The organism is Actinokineospora sp. UV203 (assembly GCF_056323665.1).
This window is the reverse complement of sequence record NZ_CM150484.1, coordinates 4,073,354-4,093,027: the sequence shown is the minus strand read 5'-3', so window position 1 is coordinate 4,093,027 and position 19,674 is coordinate 4,073,354. Positions and strand designations below refer to the sequence as shown.

17 protein-coding genes are annotated in these 19,674 nt (G+C 70.2%); 8 read left to right on the top strand and 9 right to left on the bottom strand.

The genetic code is table 11. The features are described 5' to 3' along the window. Positions 1-264: 264 nt before the first annotated feature. The 3 genes from ACUZ2Y_RS19525 to ACUZ2Y_RS19515 form a co-directional block, all read right to left on the bottom strand. Positions 265-798 (bottom strand): ferritin, encoded by a 534-nt coding sequence (locus ACUZ2Y_RS19525; protein ID WP_476320920.1) that lies wholly within the window; start codon positions 796-798, stop codon positions 265-267. A gap of 395 nt (positions 799-1,193) precedes the next feature. Then, on the bottom strand, positions 1,194-1,709 hold the full coding sequence (locus tag ACUZ2Y_RS19520; protein ID WP_476320918.1) for a hypothetical protein: 516 nt from the start codon (positions 1,707-1,709) through the stop codon (positions 1,194-1,196). Between the two features lie 77 nt (positions 1,710-1,786). After that, complete coding sequence (locus tag ACUZ2Y_RS19515) at positions 1,787-2,971, bottom strand: arginine deiminase (protein ID WP_476331948.1); 1,185 nt, start codon at positions 2,969-2,971, stop codon at positions 1,787-1,789. A gap of 195 nt (positions 2,972-3,166) precedes the next feature. On the opposite strand from ACUZ2Y_RS19515, the gene ACUZ2Y_RS19510 reads away from it, so the two are divergent. After that, positions 3,167-3,721, top strand: coding sequence for a DM13 domain-containing protein (locus ACUZ2Y_RS19510; RefSeq protein ID WP_476320916.1), 555 nt, complete (start codon positions 3,167-3,169; stop codon positions 3,719-3,721). A 112-nt stretch (positions 3,722-3,833) separates the two neighbouring features. Here the strand turns inward: ACUZ2Y_RS19510 and ligD (ACUZ2Y_RS19505) are convergent, their stop codons facing one another. The 4 genes from ligD (ACUZ2Y_RS19505) to ACUZ2Y_RS19490 are packed head-to-tail and all read right to left on the bottom strand — an operon-like array spanning position 3,834 to position 7,789. Then, positions 3,834-4,742, bottom strand: a complete 909-nt coding sequence (gene ligD, locus ACUZ2Y_RS19505) for a non-homologous end-joining DNA ligase (RefSeq protein WP_476320914.1) — start codon at positions 4,740-4,742, stop codon at positions 3,834-3,836. After that, positions 4,732-6,183: a non-homologous end-joining DNA ligase gene (gene ligD / locus ACUZ2Y_RS19500; RefSeq protein ID WP_476320912.1), complete on the bottom strand. Its 1,452-nt coding sequence runs from the start codon at positions 6,181-6,183 to the stop codon at positions 4,732-4,734. Before ligD (ACUZ2Y_RS19500) ends, ligD (ACUZ2Y_RS19505) begins: the two co-directional genes overlap by 11 nt. Before the next feature lie 27 nt (positions 6,184-6,210). Further along, positions 6,211-7,017 carry a CPBP family intramembrane glutamic endopeptidase gene (locus ACUZ2Y_RS19495; RefSeq protein ID WP_476320910.1) on the bottom strand — a complete coding sequence of 269 codons (807 nt, stop codon included), beginning with the start codon at positions 7,015-7,017 and terminating at the stop codon, positions 6,211-6,213. A 10-nt stretch (positions 7,018-7,027) separates the two neighbouring features. Further along, positions 7,028-7,789 carry a DUF2470 domain-containing protein gene (locus tag ACUZ2Y_RS19490; protein WP_476320908.1) on the bottom strand — a complete coding sequence of 254 codons (762 nt, stop codon included), beginning with the start codon at positions 7,787-7,789 and terminating at the stop codon, positions 7,028-7,030. A gap of 118 nt (positions 7,790-7,907) precedes the next feature. Here ACUZ2Y_RS19490 and ACUZ2Y_RS19485 point away from each other — a divergent pair, with 118 nt between their 5' ends. Next, the gene (locus tag ACUZ2Y_RS19485) at positions 7,908-8,999 is read left to right on the top strand and encodes a hypothetical protein (protein ID WP_476320906.1); all 1,092 of its coding nucleotides are present in this window, start codon (positions 7,908-7,910) and stop codon (positions 8,997-8,999) included. Positions 9,000-9,130: 131 nt separating this feature from the next. On the opposite strand, the gene ACUZ2Y_RS19480 is transcribed toward ACUZ2Y_RS19485, so the two are convergent. After that, positions 9,131-10,303 (bottom strand): homogentisate 1,2-dioxygenase, encoded by a 1,173-nt coding sequence (locus ACUZ2Y_RS19480; protein WP_476320904.1) that lies wholly within the window; start codon positions 10,301-10,303, stop codon positions 9,131-9,133. A 68-nt stretch (positions 10,304-10,371) separates the two neighbouring features. Here ACUZ2Y_RS19480 and ACUZ2Y_RS19475 point away from each other — a divergent pair, with 68 nt between their 5' ends. Genes ACUZ2Y_RS19475 through ACUZ2Y_RS19465 form a run of 3 tightly spaced genes read left to right on the top strand, consistent with a single transcriptional unit; the run spans position 10,372 to position 13,102 of the window. Further along, positions 10,372-11,238, top strand: a complete 867-nt coding sequence (locus ACUZ2Y_RS19475; RefSeq protein ID WP_476331946.1) for a hypothetical protein — start codon at positions 10,372-10,374, stop codon at positions 11,236-11,238. Next, positions 11,235-12,425 (top strand): fumarylacetoacetase, encoded by a 1,191-nt coding sequence (gene fahA, locus ACUZ2Y_RS19470; RefSeq protein ID WP_476320902.1) that lies wholly within the window; start codon positions 11,235-11,237, stop codon positions 12,423-12,425. The genes ACUZ2Y_RS19475 and fahA overlap by 4 nt, the downstream gene beginning before the upstream one ends. Further along, positions 12,425-13,102: a helix-turn-helix domain-containing protein gene (locus ACUZ2Y_RS19465; RefSeq protein WP_476320900.1), complete on the top strand. Its 678-nt coding sequence runs from the start codon at positions 12,425-12,427 to the stop codon at positions 13,100-13,102. The genes fahA and ACUZ2Y_RS19465 overlap by 1 nt, the downstream gene beginning before the upstream one ends. Before the next feature lie 79 nt (positions 13,103-13,181). On the opposite strand, the gene ACUZ2Y_RS19460 is transcribed toward ACUZ2Y_RS19465, so the two are convergent. Further along, positions 13,182-13,769: a TMEM165/GDT1 family protein gene (locus ACUZ2Y_RS19460; RefSeq protein WP_476331944.1), complete on the bottom strand. Its 588-nt coding sequence runs from the start codon at positions 13,767-13,769 to the stop codon at positions 13,182-13,184. Between the two features lie 97 nt (positions 13,770-13,866). On the opposite strand from ACUZ2Y_RS19460, the gene ACUZ2Y_RS19455 reads away from it, so the two are divergent. Genes ACUZ2Y_RS19455 through cydD form a run of 3 tightly spaced genes read left to right on the top strand, consistent with a single transcriptional unit; the run spans position 13,867 to position 19,667 of the window. Then, positions 13,867-15,336, top strand: coding sequence for a cytochrome ubiquinol oxidase subunit I (locus ACUZ2Y_RS19455; RefSeq protein ID WP_476331942.1), 1,470 nt, complete (start codon positions 13,867-13,869; stop codon positions 15,334-15,336). A 9-nt stretch (positions 15,337-15,345) separates the two neighbouring features. Further along, entirely contained in the window at positions 15,346-16,353 is a 1,008-nt protein-coding gene (cydB, locus tag ACUZ2Y_RS19450; RefSeq protein ID WP_476320898.1) for a cytochrome d ubiquinol oxidase subunit II, read from the top strand. Further along, positions 16,350-19,667 carry a thiol reductant ABC exporter subunit CydD gene (gene cydD / locus ACUZ2Y_RS19445; RefSeq protein ID WP_476320896.1) on the top strand — a complete coding sequence of 1,106 codons (3,318 nt, stop codon included), beginning with the start codon at positions 16,350-16,352 and terminating at the stop codon, positions 19,665-19,667. Before cydB ends, cydD begins: the two co-directional genes overlap by 4 nt. Positions 19,668-19,674: the final 7 nt, after the last annotated feature.

The window sequence follows — 19,674 nt, the reverse complement described above, 5'->3', positions numbered from 1 at the left end:
CAAAGCCCGAAAGCCGAACGTCGCTGCCCGACTGCACCCCCACATCGCCAACCCCTGACCCTTGACAGCGATGATCGAGAATTAAAGGCGGCCAGGACGAGGGGCAAGGGGGAAATGCAGGGACGAAGAGCCGTCCCCTGGAGGTTGGCTTGTCCGGGGGTGCAGGGCGAAAGCGAGCTGTCCCTGAAGGTGCTCGTCCGGGGTAGGCGGCGGCCCAGCGGGATCGTGCTAGGTCCGCCGCCCATTTATGTATCGGGTCCTGGGTCAGGCGACGGTTCCGCCTGCTGCGCGAGGGGCCAACGGGTCCGGTGCTTGGGGGCCCACCGATTCACGGGCCAGGTAGTTCTCGACGTCGAACAGGTTGCCGTTCGCGCGTCGGACGACGTTGAGCAGGGTGGACATGGACGAGACTTCTTCCACCTGCTCCTTCAAGAACCACTGCATGAACTGTTCGCCCTTGTAGTCGTCCTCGTCCCGGGCGACCTTTGCCAAGGCGATGACGTCATCAGTCACGCCGCGTTCCTGCTCCAAAGCGAGGGCGATCAGTTCCGCGGCATCGTCGAACTCATTGCGGACATCGTCGACGCCGGGGATGGTGATGGGGATGTCGTTGTCCAGCAGGTACTGGACGATCATCATCGCGTGGTTGCGCTCCTCAAGCGACTGGCGATAGAAGTGCTTCGCCAATTGCGGCAGGTCCTGGCTGTCGAACCACACCGCGAGGGCGACATACTGCTGGGACGCGGTGAACTCGTTGCGGATCTGTGCCTGCAGCAGCTTGTGGAACTGGGAAGTCATGGCAAAACAATACGCCCGGCCTTCACCCACCGTGTTCACTGGATTCACCGAATCGTGGGAACCGTTCCGTCCGGCGCGGGCTCCCACTGAGTGCCACGATCGGCCGGACAACGGAGGTTTCCCATGGTGATGGACTGGCGCTCATGATGCGTACCGCACAAACCGGGGCGGTGCTGGCGCTGCTCGCGGTGTTCGGCGTCGTGACGTTCCTGGTGATACGCGCACTGTTGGGTTGATCACTCAATCAAGCGACCTGACGCGCTGCGTCCGCTGGTGTAAAGTGGGGACAGCTGAGGCCGCTAGGCCGAGGAAGTGAGCCCGGGTAGGACCCGCCGGACGACGGGAGCCCGGGCTTCGCGCTGTTCAGGGCCGCCTGGAGATGACTCCGAAATCGGTCACCTGATCCACCGCCGGGCATATATTCGCCGCCGCCAATCGCCGCCCGCGCCGAATGCCCACGCGACGCCGTCCGCGACGGCAAGGATGCCTTCCTCATACGGGCACATGTGCTCATACGAGGGTGGCACCGCGGTCGCGGCGCCGAGGGCCGCGCGGATGTCGATGCGGTCCAGGCGGTCCTGTGCCGGGCCGCGAGATCCCAGCACCAGCCTGCGGGCGCCCGCCGCGAGCACATCGGCCACCAGCGCCGTCAGACAGATTGACCGCACACGGTCCGGCCTGCCTGCACCGAGATACACCCTGGTCTTCACCTCGGACTCCACGATTCGGTTGATCAGGAGCTTGCGGCGCGAGTTGTTCTCCGCCTGGAAGTGGACGCGACGTTCGCCAGGCAGACACAGCCCACGCATGAGGGCTCGGGTCGTGCCGAGTTGGCGGGGCAGTAGGAAAGCGGCCGCGAGCAGGTAGGTGCTGCCGCGACGGGATTCGTCGACGAAGCCATGCGGGTTCACGCGGACAGCATCGGCACAGGCACCGACGCTACCGTGGAGAATTCGTCTGCCGTCCCCCGAAAGTGCGGTCAGATTCCCTAGATCGCGTCGCGGGATACCGGGCAGGACATGCAGCGGGGGCCGCCGCGGCCGGTGCCGAGTTCGGAGCCGCTGATCCGCAGGACCTCGATGCCGGCGTCCTCCAGCCGTGAGTTCGTCTCGACGTTCCGTTCGTAGGCGACGACCACGCCCGGTGCGACGGCGAGGGTGTTGTTGCCGTCATCCCACTGTTCGCGTTCGGCGGTGACCGGGTCGAGGCCGGTGTCGATCACCCGGAGGCGCTCGATGCCCATCGCGGTGGCCGCCGCCTCCAGGAACGGGGTGGGGCCTTCGACGTGCACGCCGCCGACCTCGTCGGGGCGCATGGAGTAGGCGACCAGGGTGTCGCGCACGGCCGGGTACATGACCACCGCGTCGCGGTCGACCATGGTGCAGACGGTGTCCAGGTGCATCGTGGCCCGGTCCTGCGCGATCGGCACCGCCAGCACCGTGTGCGCCAAACCGTCGTGGAACACCGACCGGGCAAGGGATTCCGCGCCCGCGGGCGTGGTGCGCTCGCCCACGCCGATGGCCAGGACGCCGGGAGCCAGCAGCAGCACGTCGCCGCCCTCGACCGGGGCCGAGTGGGCGCCGTACGCGCGGCCCGCTGCCCGGAAGCGCGGGTGGTAGGCGTAAATAAGGTCCAGCAGCGCGGTTTCCCGCATCCGCGCGGGCATCGACAGCGACGCGATGGCCACCCGGTTGCCGATCCACACCGACGAGTCGCGGGTGAACAGCAGGTTGGGCAGCGGGTCGACGACGAAGTCGTGCGGGTGGTGCATCTTGCGCACCAGCGACGCGCCCTCGGCGGCGGGGAGTTCCTCGAAGGTCATACCCGCGGTGAGGACGTCGGCGAGACCCTTGGCGTCTACTGTGGACAGATAGCCCGCGAGCGATTCGGCGAGCTCGTTGCCCAGCCTGCGGCGGTCGACGGCGGTGGCCGCGGCGGCGGCGTGCGCCCGCTCGTCGGTGAGCGCCTCGACCAGCGTGTCGGACAGCCGCAGCACCTCGACGCCCCGGCCGCCCAGGATGTCGGCGAAAGCGTCGTGCTCGTCCTGCGCGCGGTCGACCCAGGGGATGCTGTCGAACAGCAGCTGATCGTTGTTGCGCGGGGTGAGCCGCTTGAGCTCGTTGCCCGGCCGGTGCAGCAGCACGGCTCGCAGCGGGCCGACTTCGCTGTCCACGCGGGGCGCGGGGGCCACCTGCTCGGCGTCGGGGACGTCCGGAATCTGACCTGTCACAGTCGCAGCGTAACCACTCGGTAAGGAAATTGCGGCCCACGAACGGGCAGAATGGAGAAGAAAGCCAGGCATCGTGGTTTCAGTATTCGAAACGTTAAGCGAAAGGTCGGTTTGATGCGCGACTTGTTGCGTCGAAGGGTGACCAAGGTGGTGCTCGTCGCCGCGCTGGTGCTGTTGGCCGGTGGATTGTGGGCGTTCCAGCCCTGGAAGATCTTCACCAGGAGCACCGTCGACGAAGCGCTCCCGGCAGGTTTCGCGGCGACGGCATCCCAGCAGGCACCGGCGACCACCGAGCCGATGGCACCCGCGAGCACCCAGCCGATGGCGCCCACGTCCATGGCACCTCCCGTGGGCCCGAAGGTTCTGGCCGAGGGCGCGTTCCTCAGCCACGAGCACCCGACCGCGGGCACCGCGCGGGTCCTCGAACAGAACGGCACCCGCCTGCTCCGCCTCGAAGGCTTCTCCACCTCCGACGGCCCGGACGTGCACGTCTGGCTCAGCGATGCCAAGGCCGGCGCCGCCGAGGGCTCCTACGACGACGGCCGCTACGTCAAGCTCGGCAAGCTCAAGGCCACCGACGGCAACCAGAACTACGAGATCCCCGCAGGCACCGACCTCGCCGGCCTGTCCAGCGTCGTCATCTGGTGCGACCGCTTCAACGTAGCCTTCGGCGCCGCCCCCCTAACCCTGTAACAACTCGCGAGTCGCCCCGCCAGGCAAGTGAGTCGCCCCTTCCGGCGACCGAGTTCGACATTCGCGATGGAGCGAATGTCGAACTCACTTGCCTGGCGGGGCGACTCGCGGGTTAGGGGAGTTTGGGGCCTTTGGTGAGGAGGGGGGCGAAGAGGTCGCCGTGGTCGGGGACGCGGTCTAGGACCTCGTCGGCGGTGAACGACAGGTCCGCGGGCTTTCGGCACGCGGCTACCTCGTCCCAAGTCACCGGGGTCGACACCGTGGGCGTGGGCCGGGCGCGCAGCGAATACGGGGCCACCGTGGTTTTCTTCGGGTTGTTCTGGCTCCAGTCGATGAACACCTTGCGCCGCCGCAGGTCCTTCGCCATCCGGGACACCACCAGCAACGGCTGCTCCTCTTCGAGCCGCTCGGCTAGCCCCTTGGCGTAGTCGGACGTGCGCTCCGCCGACGACGTGGTGACCGAGGCGTAGAGCTGCATCCCCTTGGACCCGCTGGTCTTCGCGACCACTTCCAGCCCGTCCTCGACCAGCAGTTCCCGCAGCCGCAGCGCCACCTCGGCGCACTCCACGATCGTCGCGGGCGCGCCGGGGTCGAGGTCGAACACCAGCCGGTCCGGCCGCCGGGCCGCGCCCCGCGCCCCGACTGTCCACTGTGGAACATGCAGTTCGAGCCCGGCGAGATTCGCCGCCCACACAAGCGAAGCGAGATCCCCGAGGATCGCGAAGTCGAGGCTCTCGGCGCCGGTGCTGCTGCCCGGCGTGTCGATGGTGACCGTGCGAACCCACTCCGGCGCGTGCCGGGAGGCGTTCTTCTCGAAGAACCCCGCTTTCCCCACCCCGTCGGGAAAACGGCGGAAGGTGACCGGCCGCTCGGCCAGGTGCGGCAGCATGACCGGCGCGATCCGGCTGTAGTAGTCGATCACCTCGCCCTTGGTGAACCCGTCCTCCGGGTAGAGCACCTTGTCCAGATTGGACAGTCGCAGCCGCTGCCCCTCGACCTGGACCAGCACGTCACCGGCCATCCGGATCCCGCCCTTCGACGTCCTCGGCCCGCTTGTCCGGCCGCAGCCCGCGCCAGGCGGGCGCCCGGAGCCTGCCGTCATTGGTCCAGTCGCGGAACACGACCTCACCGACCAGCTCGGGTTTCACCCAGTGCGCGCCCTTGGCCCGATCGCGCGGCACTTCGCCGTGGTACGGCGACTTCTTGCGCTCCATCTTGTGCAGCTTGGCGGTCAGCGAGCGCAGCATCTCCTCGGTGAACCCGGTGCCGACCTGCCCGATGTACTGCAGGCCCTCAGGTGTCGGCAGCCCGAGCATCAGCGAGCCGAACACGTCGCTGCGCCGCCCCTCGCCGGGCCGCCACCCGCAGATGATCACTTCCAGCGGTCGCACCTCGGCGATCTTGACCCACTCCGCGGAGCGTCTGCCGGGGAAGTACCGCGAGCTCATCCGCTTGGCGACGATGCCTTCGAGGGTCTGCTCGCGGGCGGTCTCCAACACGGCCGCGCCCTGCCCGGGGAAACTCGGCGAGATGTTCCAGTGCGGTCCGCGCAGCTCCATCTGCTCCACCAGCTCGCGCCGCTTCGCGTAGGGCAGGTCGAGGCACGAGTGGCCGTCGAGGTGCAGCACGTCGAACACGATGTAGGTCACCGGCACGTCGGTCGAGAGCCTGCGCGCGAGCCGCTCGTCGGCGACGTGCATCCGCTTCTGCAGCGCCGAGAACGACGGCTTCCCGTCGACGAACGCGACGATCTCGCCGTCGAGCCAGACCTGGGTGCTGCCCAGCTCCTCGCCCAGCGCACGCAGTTCCGGGTAGCTGCTGGTGACGTCGTTGCCGACCCGGGAGTACAGCCGGATCCGCCCGCCATCGGCCCGGGCCAGCGCGCGCACGCCGTCCCATTTGAACTCGTATGCCCACAGCTCGTCGTCGTCGGTCGGCGGCAGCGATCCGGCGGTCGCGAGCATCGGCAGCAGCTTCGCCGGCAGCGGGTCCCCGACGCTTTTGGCGGGCTCGGAGCGGCGGACCATCCAGTCCTTGGCCGACTTGCCGCCGTGGAAGAACGTGTAGCGGCCTTCGGCGCGCTCGCCGTGGAAGATGACCGCCACCTCGCGGTCGCTCCACTTCAGCGTCTCGTAGCGGCCTCGGTCCCAGATGAACATCTTCCCGCCGCCGTACTCGCCCTTCGGGATCTCGCCCTCGAAGGTCGCGTACTCCATCGGGTGGTCCTCGGTGTGCACCGCGAGCCGGATGTCGCCCTGCTCGGTCGGCAGTCCCCTGGGCACCGCCCACGACACGAGCACGCCGTCGCGTTCGAGCCGGACGTCCCAGTGCAGGCGGCTGGCGTGGTGCTCCTGGATGACGAAGGTGTCGTTTTTCCCCGTCGGCAGGGCGTCGTCGATCGGGATCGGCTCGGGCGTCCGCCCGGCGTCCCGCTTCCGGCGGTATTCGCCGAGGCCTGCCATGCCGTCATTGGTACCTGGGCATCAGGCCTAGGGCAACCAGGACACCTTGCCGCGCAGCAGTGAGTAGCCGACGAAGGCCACGAAGTCGAGCAGCGTGTGCGCGATGACCAGGGGCCAGAGGCGGTTGGTCCGCTGCCAGATTCGGCCGAAGACCAGGCCCATGATCACGTTGCCGATGAAGCCGCCGAACCCTTGGTACAGGTGATACGACCCGCGCACGAGGGCGGCCGTCACCAGCGACGTGTTCTCGCGGAAGCCGAGGTGGCGCAGTCTGCTGATCAGGTAGCCGACGACGAGCATCTCCTCGGCCCACGCGTTGCCCGCGGCGAGGATGGTCAGGATGATCGGCCGCCACCACGTGTCGTCCAATGTGGACGGGGCGACCGCCAGGTTCAGCCCCAGTGCGTGGGCGAGCAGGTAGAGGCCAAGGCCCGGCACGCCGATCAGCGCCGCCAAGCCGACCCCGGCGGCCGCATCGCTGCCCAGCCGGGTGCGGTCGAGGCCGACCGCCGCCGGCCGCATGCCGGAGCGGTAGAGCAGGTACGCGCCCAACCCGCCCCACGCGACCAGGCGGACCGCGCTGAGCAGCTGCTTGAGCATGTCGATCACGCTGACGTCGGCCTGCGGGACGTTGATCGCCACGGTCTGGTCGCTCAACGCCACCGGCTGCAAGAGGGCGTCGACCAGGGACAGCAGGCTGCTCAGGCCCGAGAGTCCGAGGGTCACCGCGAAGACGATGACCAGCTCGGTCCACACCGTGCGCCGCTCGCGCTGGTCGGTGATCAGGTCGTCGCCCGGTCGCTCCGGGGCCAGCCAGGCACGCAGGTTCGCCACGGACGGCAAGCTACCCGCGCGCTGCCAGGAAGGGGCAGCCGACCAGCCTGCGCAGCTCGTCGCTGAGTTCGTCGGGGGTGCTCACCGGGCGGGAGAAGGCCAGCCGGACATCGTGGTCGGCGTCGATCGCCTCGACCCGCAGCCGCAGGCCGAACCGGTCGAGCCCGAGCGGGCGCAGGTGTCCGCCGCGCAGCTCCTTGGGCAGGTGCCGGGCCAGGGCGCCGACGACGTCGGTGTGGGAGATCTCCAGGTGCCGCAGCCAGCCCGCCTCGAACGCGACGAACGGGTCGGGGGTGGCCTCGGTGAAGGCGGCGACCTGCACGGAGTGGGTGCTCTCGGCGTCGGCCAGGACCATGGTGGCCGGGTCGAGCCGCAGCATGGTGGAGCCGTGGCCGAGGTCGAGCAGCCGTGGGTCGGGCCGGTCCTCGGCGACCAGCACCGCCAGCGCCCGCGCCTCGTCGGCGGACAACGCACGCAGCCAGCCGGTGATCCACAGCAGCCCGCGGACCGGTTCGCGCAGCGGGACCGGCGCCTGGTCGGCGATCTCGACCATCGTCGGCAGCTCTCCGCGCGGGGCCTGCCAGGCGGCGCCGACGATCGGGTGGTCGTCGGTCATCAGCACGCTCACCGAGCCGTCGCCGTGGACGTGGTGCAGTAACGGGGTGATGCGGTCGGCGCCGCAGGCGGGGAGCAGGGTGGCACGCCCGCCCAGGGCGGCGATCGTGCGGGCGCGCTCGGCTGGATGTGGTGCCGGGGGACGCTGACTGCTCACACTCGACCTCCTGAGTTAGGTCACCCTAACTTCTCGGGCGGCTGGGTGGGAAGTCCTACACCGGATATCCCACGAACTGGTTACGCTGCCGCCTCGGTAGTACCCGAACGGAGGACGTATGGGCAAGGCACAGCGGCGTGAGGCTCCCGCGGTGGAGCCGCCGACGGACATCCCCGCCATGACCGACCCGCACACCGCCCGCGCCTACCGTGACCTGCGCCTCCCGCTGCTCGGCCTGCCGGTCGGCGCCGTCGTCTTCGGTGTCCCCGCGATCTTCCTGCGCGCGGGTTGGGTGGCGACCGCGGTCCTCGGGGTCGTCGCGCTGGCGTTCCTCCTCGCCACGGTGGTCAGCTTCAGCCTGGTCGGCACCTGGCTGCGGCCTGCCGAGAAGCTGCTGAAGGAACAGCCGTGGCGCGAGGCCTCGGTGAAGGTCTACCGGTCCGCCCGCGGCCTGCCGCGGACGAAGATGCGGGTCGACGACGGCACGGCCAAGTTGAGCCTGCGCGCCAACGCCCTCCCGTGGACCGCCCAGCAGGTCCTCGCCCGCACCGGCCGGATCTGGATCGTCGGCCCGAGCGACGACGGCTGGGTCGCGATCCGCTCGGCCGGGCTCGCGCTCCCGCTGGGCCCGGCCCAGGTCGTCAAGGAGGACGTCTCCAACGGCTACGAGATCGCCGTCGAGCAGGAAGCCCCGCTCAAGGCCCCGCTCGCCGCCGCGGACGCCGTCCTCGCCAAGGCCACCGCCACCCCGCGGCGCCGGGCCAAGACCGACCTCATCGGACCCGCGATCCTGCTGCTCATCGCGCTGGTGCTCGTCGTCGACCTGGTTCAGCGCGGGGCCTACGGCACCCATCTCGGCGCGGCCATCGGCCTGGGGATCGGCACCCTGGCGCTGGCCGCGCTGCTGGTGTGGCGGATCCGCAAGCTGCGCTACTGGACCACCCTGGACCGCCTGCTCGGCACCGGACCGTGGCGTTCGGTCCCGGTCACCGTCGACGGCCACGGTTTCGTGGCGACCCTGGACGACGGGAAGACCGCCAAGGTCAAGGTCGGTCACGGCGCCAAGGAACTACGCGCCAACGTCGAGGCGACCGGGCTGCTGTGGGTAGCCGGACCGACCGACGGCAAGGCCGCCGCCGGGCTGCCCGGCTACCCGTTCCTGACGATCGCGGTGTTCGAGAGCGCGTCGGAGGGCTGGCGCACGCGATAGCCGCGCCGAGGCGGCCCCTGACGGCACGGCCGGATCGCCGACAGACAACTCCGGTATGCCGACGATCCGTCCGCACCGTCAGGAACCACCTCGATCACGACTATCACGCACGCCAGCCCTCAGACGCGCTCTCAGGACCAGTCGGGTCCGCGCTTGGCCCAGGACCAGGCGTAGCGCGGGTCTTCGCTCTCGGATCCGGCCTCGCCGAGCTCCAGCGGGCGGAAGGTGTCGACCATGACCGCGGTCTCGTCGAAGAAGTCCGCACCGATCGATGCCTCCGCCGCGCCGGGCTGCGGCCCGTGGGTGAACCCGCCGGGGTGCAGCGACAGCGACCCGATCTCGATGCCCGAGCCCTTGCGCGCCTCGTAGTTGCCGCGCACGTAGAACATCAGCTCGTCGGAGTCCACGTTCGCGTGGTTGTAAGGCACCGGAATCGACTCCGGGTGGTAGTCGACCTTGCGCGGGACGAACGAGCAGACCACGAAGTTCGGGCCCTCGAACGTCTGGTGCACGGGCGGCGGCTGGTGCACGCGGCCGGTGATCGGCTCGAAGTCGCGGATGTTGAACACCCACGGGTAGAGGCAGCCGTCCCAGCCGACCACGTCGAACGGGTGGTTCGCGTAGGTGAACTTCGTGAGCCCCGCGCGATGCCGGACTAGAACCTCGACGTCCTCGCCCTCGACGGTCAGCGGCTCGGTCGGGCCGCGCTGGTCGCGCTCGCAGTAGGGCGCGTGCTCCAGGAACTGGCCCTTGGTCGACAGGTAGCGCCGGGGCGGGCCGACGTGGCCACTCGCCTCGATGGTCATCAGCCGCAGCTCGTCGTCGGGCACCACGCGGTAGGTGGTCGACGTCGGCAGGACGACGTAATCGCCGTCCTCGACGCGCAGGGCGCCGTAGATCGTCTCGATGGTGCCGGTGCCGCCCTGGCAGTAGAGCAGCTCGTCGCCCACCGCGTTGCGGTAGAGCGGGCTGGGCTCGGTGGCCACGACGAACCCGATGACGACATCGGAGTTGCCGAGCAGTGTCCGCCTGCCGGTCACCGCGTTCGCGCCGGACCACTTGAGGTCCTGCGAGCGGAACGCGCGCGGCTTGAGCGGGTGGTTGGGCACCAGCGGCCCGCGGAAATCCTCCGCGACCTCGGCGTTCACGATCGCCGTCGGCAGATGGCGGTGGTAGAGCAGAGCGGAGTCGGAGGAGAAGCCCTCTACGCCCATGAGCTCTTCGGCGTAGAGCTTGCCCTCCGGTGAGCGGAACTGGGTGTGCCTTTTCGGGGGAATCTCCCCGACTCGGCGGTAGTACGGCATTGCTCCTCCGGGCGTTCGTTCTCCGAACATTTTTGTTCAGTTGCCGATACACTACTAGCGTGTCAGCCGTGTCAAGCGCCGTTCCACTCCCAGCGCCCGGTCCCCGTGGCATCCCGCCCCTGTTCGCGCGGCTTGTCGACGACGCCGCCCTGTTCCCACCGGGCAACGCCGCCATGCCCGACGCGGTGCGTCTGCACCTCGCCGGACGTGACGGCGAACGCTCGGGGGTGATGGGCGTCTTCCTCTGCCAGGCCTCGCGGCTGCCCGAGCTGATCACCGAGCTCATCAAGGCCAAGCCCGGCAAACCCGTCGCACTCTCGCTCGTCATCGACACCGGCCTGGGCGGCGTGCCCAAGGCGCTGTCGATCGTCGAGTCCCGTGCCGAACTGCTCGCCCTGCGCATGGTCGAGATGTCCGCGCCCGCCGACGTCGACGACGTCTGGCTGGAGCGGGTCAACGAGTTCGTGCCCGAGGACGTCATCCGGGTCGTGGAGCCGCGCCGCGGCGGACCCGAGTGGCTCGAAGGCATCCGCCGGGTCGTCGAGCACGGCAGCTGGCCCAAGATCCGCTGCGGCGGGTTGAGCCACGAGCAGTTCCCCAGCGTCGACGAGATCGCCGACTTCCTGTCGGTCATCGGCGCGGGGGAGGCCTCGTTCAAGGCGACCGCGGGCCTGCACAACGCCGTGCGGCACGCCGACGAGTCGACCGGGTTCGTCCACCACGGGTTCCTCAACCTGCTGGTCGCGACCGCCCGGCTGCTCTCCGGCGGCGACGTCCGCGAGGCGCTGTCGATCACCGACGGCAAGGCGCTGGCGGCCGAGGCGGCCGACCTGACCGACCAGGCGGCGCACGCCGTCCGCGCGGTGTTCGGCTCCTACGGTTCCTGCTCGCTGACCGAGCCGGTCGAAGACCTCGAAGGATTGGGCCTGCTGTGAGTAGTTGGATCGAAGACCCCGCGTTCGCCGCGGACCGCCCCTTCGGCCCCCAGACGCTGCCCTACGGTGTTCTGGACGGCCTGGGCGTCGCGGTGCGCGTGGGCGACCACGCACTGCCCCTGCGGCCCATGGCGGCCGCGTTCGGCGACTTGGCTGAGCTTGTCACGGCCGACACCCTCGACCCGCTGCTCGCCGCGGGCCGCCCCACGTGGTCGGCGCTGCGCGCTCGGCTGCGCGAGCTCGTGACGGCGACGACCGCGCCCGAGGGAGCGGTGCTCGTGCCGCTGACGGACGTGCGCCCGGTCCTGCCGTTCACCGTCGGCGACTACGTCGACTTCTACTCCTCGCGCGACCACGCCGAGAACGTCGGCAAGATGTTCCGCCCCGACGGCGACCCGCTGCTGCCGAACTGGACGCACCTGCCGGTCGGCTACCACGGCCGCGCGGGCACGGTCGTCGTCTCGGGCACCGACATCGTGCGCCCGCACGGCCAGCGCAAGGGCCCGAACGACCCGGCGCCGGTGTTCGGCCCGAGCGCCCGCCTCGACATCGAGGCCGAACTCGGCTTCGTCTGCGGCGGTTCGGTCACCGGCCGGGTCGCCACCTCGGCGGCGGCGGAGCACATCTTCGGCGTCACCACGGTCAACGACTGGTCCGCGCGCGACATCCAGGCCTGGGAGTACGTGCCACTCGGCCCGTTCCTCGGCAAGTCGTTCGCCACCTCCGTCGGCGCGTGGATCACCCCGCTGGAGGCGTTCGCCGCCGCGCGGATCCCGGTGCCCGACCCCGGCCACCCCCGACAGGAGTACCTCGTCGAGGACCAGTCGTGGGGCCTGGACGTGTCGCTGACCGTGGAGTGGAACGGCACCGTCGTCTCCCGCCCGGAGTTCGCGGGCATGGCGTTCTCCTGCGCGCAGCAGCTCGCCCACATGACCGTCAACGGAGCGACCGTGCGGCCGGGTGACCTGTTCGCCTCGGGCACCATCTCGGGCCCGGAGAAGCACCAGCGCGGCTCGTTCCTGGAGCTGTGCTGGGGCGGCAAGGAGCCGATCACCCTCGACGACGGCAGCGAGCGCACCTTCCTGCAGGACGGCGACACGGTGGTCATCACCGCGACCGCGCCCGGCCCGGAGGGTTCGGTGGTCGGCCTGTCCGAGGTCACCGGAACCGTGCTGGCGGCGAACTGATGCCCGGCATCCGGTCGACCGGTCCGATAGCCCGCCAGGCGAACCCGGCGGGCAAGGAGAGCTCGCTGACCCTCGACCGGGGCCTGGCGCTGCTGCAGGCGGTGGCCGACTCCGACACGGAGGCGCCGACGATCAGCGACCTGGCGACGTCCATCGGGGCGAGCCGGGCGGCGATCTACCGGCTGCTGGTGCCGTTGCAGGCGCGCGGGCTGGTTCGGCGGGAGGGGTCTCGGGTCCGGTTGGGTCTGGGGCTGCTGCAGCTGGCGGCGAAGGTGGCGCCCCAGTTGCGGATCGCCGCCTTGCCTGCCTTGCGGGCTTTGGCTGAGCAGGTCGGGGCTACGGCTCACCTGACTGTGGCCGACGGTGAGGAGGCGCAGGCGGTGGCTGTTGTGGAGCCTTCGTGGACGGCTTATCACGTGGCTTATCGGGTGGGGACCCGTCATGCGCTGCACAAGGGCGCTTCCGGCAAGGCGATTGGGCTGCGATCCGACGAACAGGGCTGGGTCGGGACCACGGGGGAGCTGCAGCACGGGGCGCACGGGATCGCCGCGCCGGTGCTGGGCGTTCCTGGGCTTCGGGCCAGCGTTGGGGTCGTGACGTTTGAGCCGCTTGATGGCGCGACTGTTGGACCCAAGGTGATTGCCGCCGCTGCCGCGGTGGCGGCGGCTTTGAAGTAACCCGCGGACTTTGTGTGGTGCCTGTTGGGATTGGCCCCTTGCGTTCAGGGGTGATCGGAAATCGGTTGTGTGGCGAGAGTCACCCGAAGATCGCTTGGTAGGCGGCTACCAGGGCGAATCCAGCGAATACGACCCCTGCTACGCGCTGGATCAGGTGCGGCTTGATCCGTTCGGCGATCTTGCTGCCCACCAGCACCGCGATTCCCGCCACCGACACCAGCGCCACCCACGCGCCCAGCCCCACCCAAACCGGTTCCGCGTAACGCGCGCTCAAGGCGGCGGTGGCGATTTGCGAGGCGTCGCCCCATTCGGCGGCGAAAAGGACGCCGAAAGACGTCAGGGCCGCTCGCCAGAATGACACCGGGACGCTTGGTCCCGCCTCGTCCAGGCCGTCCTCGTCCTGGTTCGAGAAGCCCTCGCGCAGGAGCAGAGCCGCGCCGATGCCGAACAGTGCGGCGACCACGGCGGCCACCACGCGGTCCGGTAGCAACGTCAGCACACCGCCGAATGCGGCGGCAATCACAACCTGCACGGCGAAGGCCGCGCTGACGCCGAGGAAGACCGGCCAAGCCCGGTAGCGGGTGGTCAGGATCAGGGTCGCGACCAGCGTCTTGTCGGGCAGTTCCACGACGAAGACCAGGCCGAACGCGGCCGCGAAAGCGATCAATGCTGTTCCCACGACCTACCCTAACCGGGACCTAGGTCCCGCTCGGGCAGGACCCGGGGACATGGCGGCCGGACCGCCGGTGCCCGACGCTGAGCGGGTGGACGTACTTGATCTCGCGCGGTGGCAGTTCGGCATCACCACCGTCTACCACTTCCTCATGGTCCCCTTGACCATCGGCCTGTCCGTGCTCGTGGCCGGAATGCAGACCGCCTGGGTGCGCACCGGTGACGTGAAGTACCTGCGCATGACCAAGTTCTGGGGCAAGCTGCTGCTGATCAACTTCGCCATGGGCGTGGTGACCGGCATCGTCCAGGAGTTCCAGTTCGGCATGTCCTGGAGCGAGTACTCCCGGTTCGTCGGCGACGTCTTCGGCGCCCCGCTGGCGATGGAGGGGCTGGTCGCGTTCTTCGTCGAGTCGACGTTCCTCGGGCTGTGGATCTTCGGCTGGGACCGGCTGCCCAAGCGGGTGCACCTGGCCTGCGCGTGGGCGTTCAGCCTGGCCACGATCGCCTCGGCGTACTTCATCCTGGCGGCGAACTCGTGGATGCAGCACCCGGTGGGCGTCGTCATGGACGAGGGGCGGCCGCGGCTGACGTCGATCTGGGCGGTGCTGGCCAACAACACCGCGGTCGCCGCCGTGCCGCACGCCGTGGCGGGGTGTTTCGCGGTCGCGGGGGCGTTCCTGATCGGCATCGCGGCCTGGCACCTGTGGCGCGACCGCGGCGACCAGCCGGTGTGGCGGTCGTCGATCCGGCTGGGCGGCTGGGTCGGCGTCATGGCGTTCACCGCGCTCGCCATCACCGGCGACCTGCAGAGCAAGCTGATGTTCGAGCAGCAGCCGATGAAGATGGCCGCCGCCGAAGCGCTGTGCCACACCGAGAAGCCGGCGAGCTTCTCCGTGTTCGCGATCGGCGATGTGAGCAGGCCCGACTGTGAGAGCGTCAAGTCGATCACGGTGCCCGCGCTGCTGTCCTTCCTGGCGCACAGCGACTTCGACACCGAGGTCCGCGGGGTCAACGACCTCGTCGTCGAATACCAGGAGCGCTACGGCACGAACTACCCCGTCGACGAGCGGCTCGGGGAGCTGTCCGGCAAGCCGATCGACTACGTCCCGATGCTGCCGGTCACCTACTGGGGTTTCCGGCTGATGATCGGCTTCGGCGCGGTGTCGGCGTTCATCGGCGCGGTCGTGCTGTGGCTGACCCGCAAGGGAAGGCTGCCGCGGACGAAGTGGTTCCCGCGGCTGGCGCTGGCCGGCATCGCGACCCCGTTCATCGGCAACAGCATGGGGTGGATCTTCACCGAGATGGGCCGCCAGCCGTTCGTCGTGGTGCCCAATCCGTCCGGTGTGGACGGCGTCTGGATGTTCACCGCGCGTGGCGTGTCCGGGCTCACCGTAGGCGAAGTGCTGACCTCGCTGGTCGCGCTGACGCTGGTCTACGCCGCGCTGGCGGCGGTCGAGGTGTTCCTGATCGCGCGCTACGTGCGCGCCGGGGTCGCGGGCGTGATGCCCGAGAAGACCGAGAAGCCCGACGAGCCGAGCGACACGCTCGCGTTCGCGTACTGAGGAGAGACGATGGATCTCGCGGTCGTCTGGTTCTGCGTCATCGCCGTGCTGTGGCTGGGCTACCTGTTCCTGGAGGGCTTCGACTTCGGCGTCGGCATGCTGCTTCCGGTGCTGGCCAAGGACAACACCGAACGCCGAGTCATGATCAACACCATTGGGCCGGTCTGGGACGGCAACGAGGTGTGGGTGATCGTCGCGATCGGCGCGACCTTCGCCGCGTTCCCCGGGTGGTACGCGTCCCTGCTCAGCGCGGCGTTCCTGCCGTTGCTGGTGGTGCTGCTCGGGCTGATCGGGCGTGGGGTCGCGTTCGAGTACCGGGGCAAGGTCGACACCGAGCGGTGGCGGCGCTGGTGGGACCGGGTGATCATGACCGGCTCCTGGATCGCCGCACTCGGCTTCGGCCTGATCATCGCGACCACCGTGTTCGGCCTTCCGCTGGACCAGAACGGGAACCGGGTCGGTTCGGTCTTCGCCGCCGTCCGCCCGGCGACGGTCCTCGGCGCGGTGGCGCTCGCCGGGTTCGCCCTGGTGCATGGCGCGGTGTTCCTCTCGCTCAAGACCGACGGCGAGATCCGGCTGCGCGCGCGGCGACTGGCCGCCCGCATCGGCCCGTTCGCGTTGCTGCCACTGGGCGCGCTGCTGGTGTGGGTGCAGGTCGACTCGGGATCGGTGTGGACGTGGGTCGCGGTCGCCGTGGTGGTCGTGGCCGCGGCGAGCGCGTTCGAACGGCTGGAAAAGGGGCGTGAAGGACAGGCGTTCGCGGCGCTCGGGGTGGTCATCGCGGCTTCGGTCGTGGGCCTGTTCGGCGCTCTCTACCCGAACGTTTTGCCGTCCACTTTGGACCCGGCGTTCTCGCTGACGGTCGCGGACACCGCGTCGAGCCCGTACACGCTGACCGTGATCAGTTGGGTCGCGCTGTTCGGCACGCCCGCGGTGCTGGTCTACCAAGGGTGGACGTACTGGGTGTTCCGCAAGCGGGTGAGCGCCGCGCACATCCCACCGGTGCACGTCCCGTGAAGCCGCTGCGGGCGCTGTCCGCGTCGGCGCGGCGGGCGCTGGCGGCCTGCGCCGTACTTGCCGTGGCGTCCGGCGCGGCCGTCGTCTGGCAGGCGTGGGCGCTCGCGTCCGCGATCACGGGCGGACCGCTCGCACCCCTCGCCGTCGCGGTGGTGACGCGTGGGCTCCTCGGCTGGGCGACCCAGGTCGTGGCCGCCCGTGCGGCGGCGGGCGCCAAGGCGGAACTGCGCGCGGTGCTCCTCGACCGGGCGTTCGCCGCCGGTCCCGAGTGGATCGCCGCGCGCGGCGCCGGTGAGCTGACCTCTTTGGCCACCAAGGGTTTGGACGCCCTCGACGACTACTTCGGCACGTACCTTCCGGCGCTTGTCACGGCTGCGGTGACCCCGATCGGCGTCGGCGCGGTCATCCTGTTCGTCGACTGGCCCTCGGCGGTCGTGGTCGCGCTGACGGTGCCGCTGGTCCCGCTGTTCGCGATCCTCATCGGCCGCTACACCCAGGACCGGGTCGCGGGGGCCGCCGCCGCCACCGAGCGGCTGTCCGGTCACCTCCTGGAACTGGTCCGGGCGCTGCCGGTGCTCACCGCGTTCCGCCGCGCCGCCGCCCAGGCCGAGGCGGTGCGCCGGACGTCGGAGGCCCACCGGCGCGGCACGCTCGGCGTGCTGAAGGTCGCCTTCGTCTCCGCGCTCGCGCTGGAGCTGATCGCGACCCTGTCGGTGGCCCTGGTGGCGGTGGTCATCGGGCTGCGTCTGGTGACTGGCGACCTCACGCTCGCCGTGGGCCTGTTCGTGCTGATCGTCGTGCCCGAGTGCTACCTGCCGCTGCGCGCGGCGGGCGCGGCGCACCACGCGGCCGAGGACGGCGTGGAGGCCGCCCGCCGCGTCGCCGCCGTGCCGGAGCCCGCGGGTGTCGCGGGGCAGGCGGTGTCCCGCTTCGGCGAACTCCGGGTCGAGGACCTCCGCGTCGAGCGGCGCGAAGGGTTCGCGCCGGACGGGTTGTCGGTGGTGGTCAGGCACGGCGAGATCGTCCGTCTGGACTCACCGAGCGGTAGCGGAAAGTCGACATTCTTCGCGGTGTTGCTCGGCTTCGTGTCCCCGACAAGCGGAAACGTGCTGGTAGACGGCAAGCAGTTGAGTAGCGTCGATATGTCGACTTGGCGGCAAATCGTCTCCTGGGTGCCACAGCGGCCGACTTTCGCCGAGCCGCTCGTGGCCGACGAGGTCGGTCCCCACCCGGCCGAACTGGCCCGCGACCTCGCCGTCGCACACCTGCTGGACCGCCGGGTCGACGACCTGTCGGCAGGCGAACGCCAACGGGTCGCCCTGCTGCGAGCGCTGGCCCGGCCCGGCACCCGACTGCTGATCCTGGACGAGCCGACCGCCCACCTGGACCCGGCGACGGCGGCCCGGGTGATGTCGGTGATCGAACGGGCGGCCGAGAGCGGCATCGCGGTCCTGCTCGCCACCCACCGCGCGGTGGAGGCGGGCGAGACGCCGGTGACCGGCTCGGCTGTCACGGTCGCGGCCGAGGTCGACCAACCTGGCGCTCCACTGTGGACACTGCTGACCCGGCGAACGCTCGCGGGCGCGGCACTGGGCGCGGCGGCCCTCATCTCCGGCGTGGCCCTGACGGCCCTGTCGGCGTGGCTGATCGCGAAGGCGGCCCAGCAGCCCCCGATCCTGATGTTGTCCGTGGCGATCGTGGGTGTGCGGACGTTCGGCCTCGCTCGCGCGGGCCTGCGCTACGCGGAACGTCTGGTGACCCACGACGCCGCGTTCCGGACGGCCACCGACCTGCGGGTCCGGCTGTGGACCGCCCTGGTCGCGCGCGGCCCAGCCCGGCTGCCCAGAAACGACGAGGGCCAACGCAGACTCGTCGACGACGTCGACCTGGTCCGCGACCTGACTCCGCGTGTCCTGGTTCCGCCGCTGGTCGCGGTGGCCGTGGTCATCGCCGCCATCACTGTCCAAACGGCGATCCTGCCCGCCGCCGGCCTGACCCTCGCCGTCGCCGCGCTCGCCGCCCTGGTCGGCGCACCGGCCCTGACCCTGGCCCTCGACCGCCGCGCCACAACCGCGATGGCCCACGACCGCCGGTCCCTCGCGGCCGGTGTCCTGACCCTGCTCGACGGCGCCGCCGACCTCATCGCATTCGGCCGAGACGGCCGACGTCGAGCCGCCCTCGCGACCCTCGACACCAACCTCACCACCCGCGCCCGCACCCAGGCCTTCGGCGCCGGAGCAGGTGCGGCCCTGATCACCCTGACGTTGGGCCTCGCCAGTTTCGCCGGCATCGCACTGGCCCTACCGGTCCTGGACCCTGTCCTGATCCCCATCGTCGCCCTACTCCCACTAGCCCTCACCGACGCGCTAGCCACCCTCCCCACCGCCGCGACCCACCTGGCCCCGCTGCGCTCAGCACACCGCCGGGTCACGTCCCTGCTGACGGATCACCGCTCCCAAAAGAGAGCACTGCTCCACTCCGAGAGCACTGCTCTCGCAAGCGAGCACGGCTCGCTAGTTGGGGCACCGCGTCGTGGCGAGAGCAGTGCTCTCATCAGTGAGCACTCCTCTCCAGGAGGTCGGTCGCCCGCAGGTGAGAGCACTGCTCTCCATAGCGAGCACCGCACGCCGGTCGCGGCACCGCACCGTGTCGAGAGCAGTGCTCTCGGAAGTGAGCACCGCTCTCCTGGGCGAGCGGCGCTTCGGGGCGAGAGCGCGGGTCTCGGTGGTGAGCACGTGCAGCTGACCGGCGCGGACATCCGGTGGCGCGGCGCCGATCGGCTCGCGCTCAGCGGGGTGGATCTGCGGGTGGCCGCCGGATCCCACGTTGCGGTGGTTGGGCCGTCGGGGGCGGGGAAGTCGACGCTGCTCGCCCTGCTGCTCGGTTTCCTTGAACCTGAGCGCGGCCAGGTTCGGCGGCCGGCGTCGACCGCGTGGTGTCCGCAGGATGCGATGCTCGTCGCGACGAGTGTTCGGGAGAATCTTCGGCTGGCCAAGCCGCACGCCACCGACGCCGAACTGCGAGCCGCGCTCGACCGGGTCGGTCTGCCTGACCTGCTCGACGCCCAGGCCGCCACTCTCTCCGGTGGGGAGGCGCAGCGGGTCGCGCTTGTGCGGGCGTTGCTCGCCGACGCCGACCTCCTCCTGCTCGACGAACCGACCGCGCACCTCGACGCCGCGACCGCCGCACGGGTGCTCGCCGGCCTGCGGGACGTCCGCGGGACCGTCGTGCACGTCACGCACCGGCCGGAGGAAGCGGCCGCCGCCGACATGGTCGTGGAGATCACCGACGGCGAACTGCTGGTGAGGGCATAATGTTGAG

Bases quoted from the DNA above. Each gene is read 5' to 3' on its own strand.
- ACUZ2Y_RS19525 (WP_476320920.1), bottom strand. From the start codon at position 798: ATGACTTCCCAGTTCCACAAGCTGCTGCAGGCACAGATCCGCAACGAG.
- ligD (WP_476320914.1), bottom strand. From the start codon at position 4,742: ATGGCCGGTGACGTGCTGGTCCAGGTCGAGGGGCAGCGGCTGCGACTG.
- ligD (WP_476320912.1), bottom strand. From the start codon at position 6,183: ATGGCAGGCCTCGGCGAATACCGCCGGAAGCGGGACGCCGGGCGGACG.
- ACUZ2Y_RS19485 (WP_476320906.1), top strand. From the start codon at position 7,908: ATGGGCAAGGCACAGCGGCGTGAGGCTCCCGCGGTGGAGCCGCCGACG.
- ACUZ2Y_RS19480 (WP_476320904.1), bottom strand. From the start codon at position 10,303: ATGCCGTACTACCGCCGAGTCGGGGAGATTCCCCCGAAAAGGCACACC.
- ACUZ2Y_RS19465 (WP_476320900.1), top strand. From the start codon at position 12,425: ATGCCCGGCATCCGGTCGACCGGTCCGATAGCCCGCCAGGCGAACCCG.
- cydB (WP_476320898.1), top strand. From the start codon at position 15,346: ATGGATCTCGCGGTCGTCTGGTTCTGCGTCATCGCCGTGCTGTGGCTG.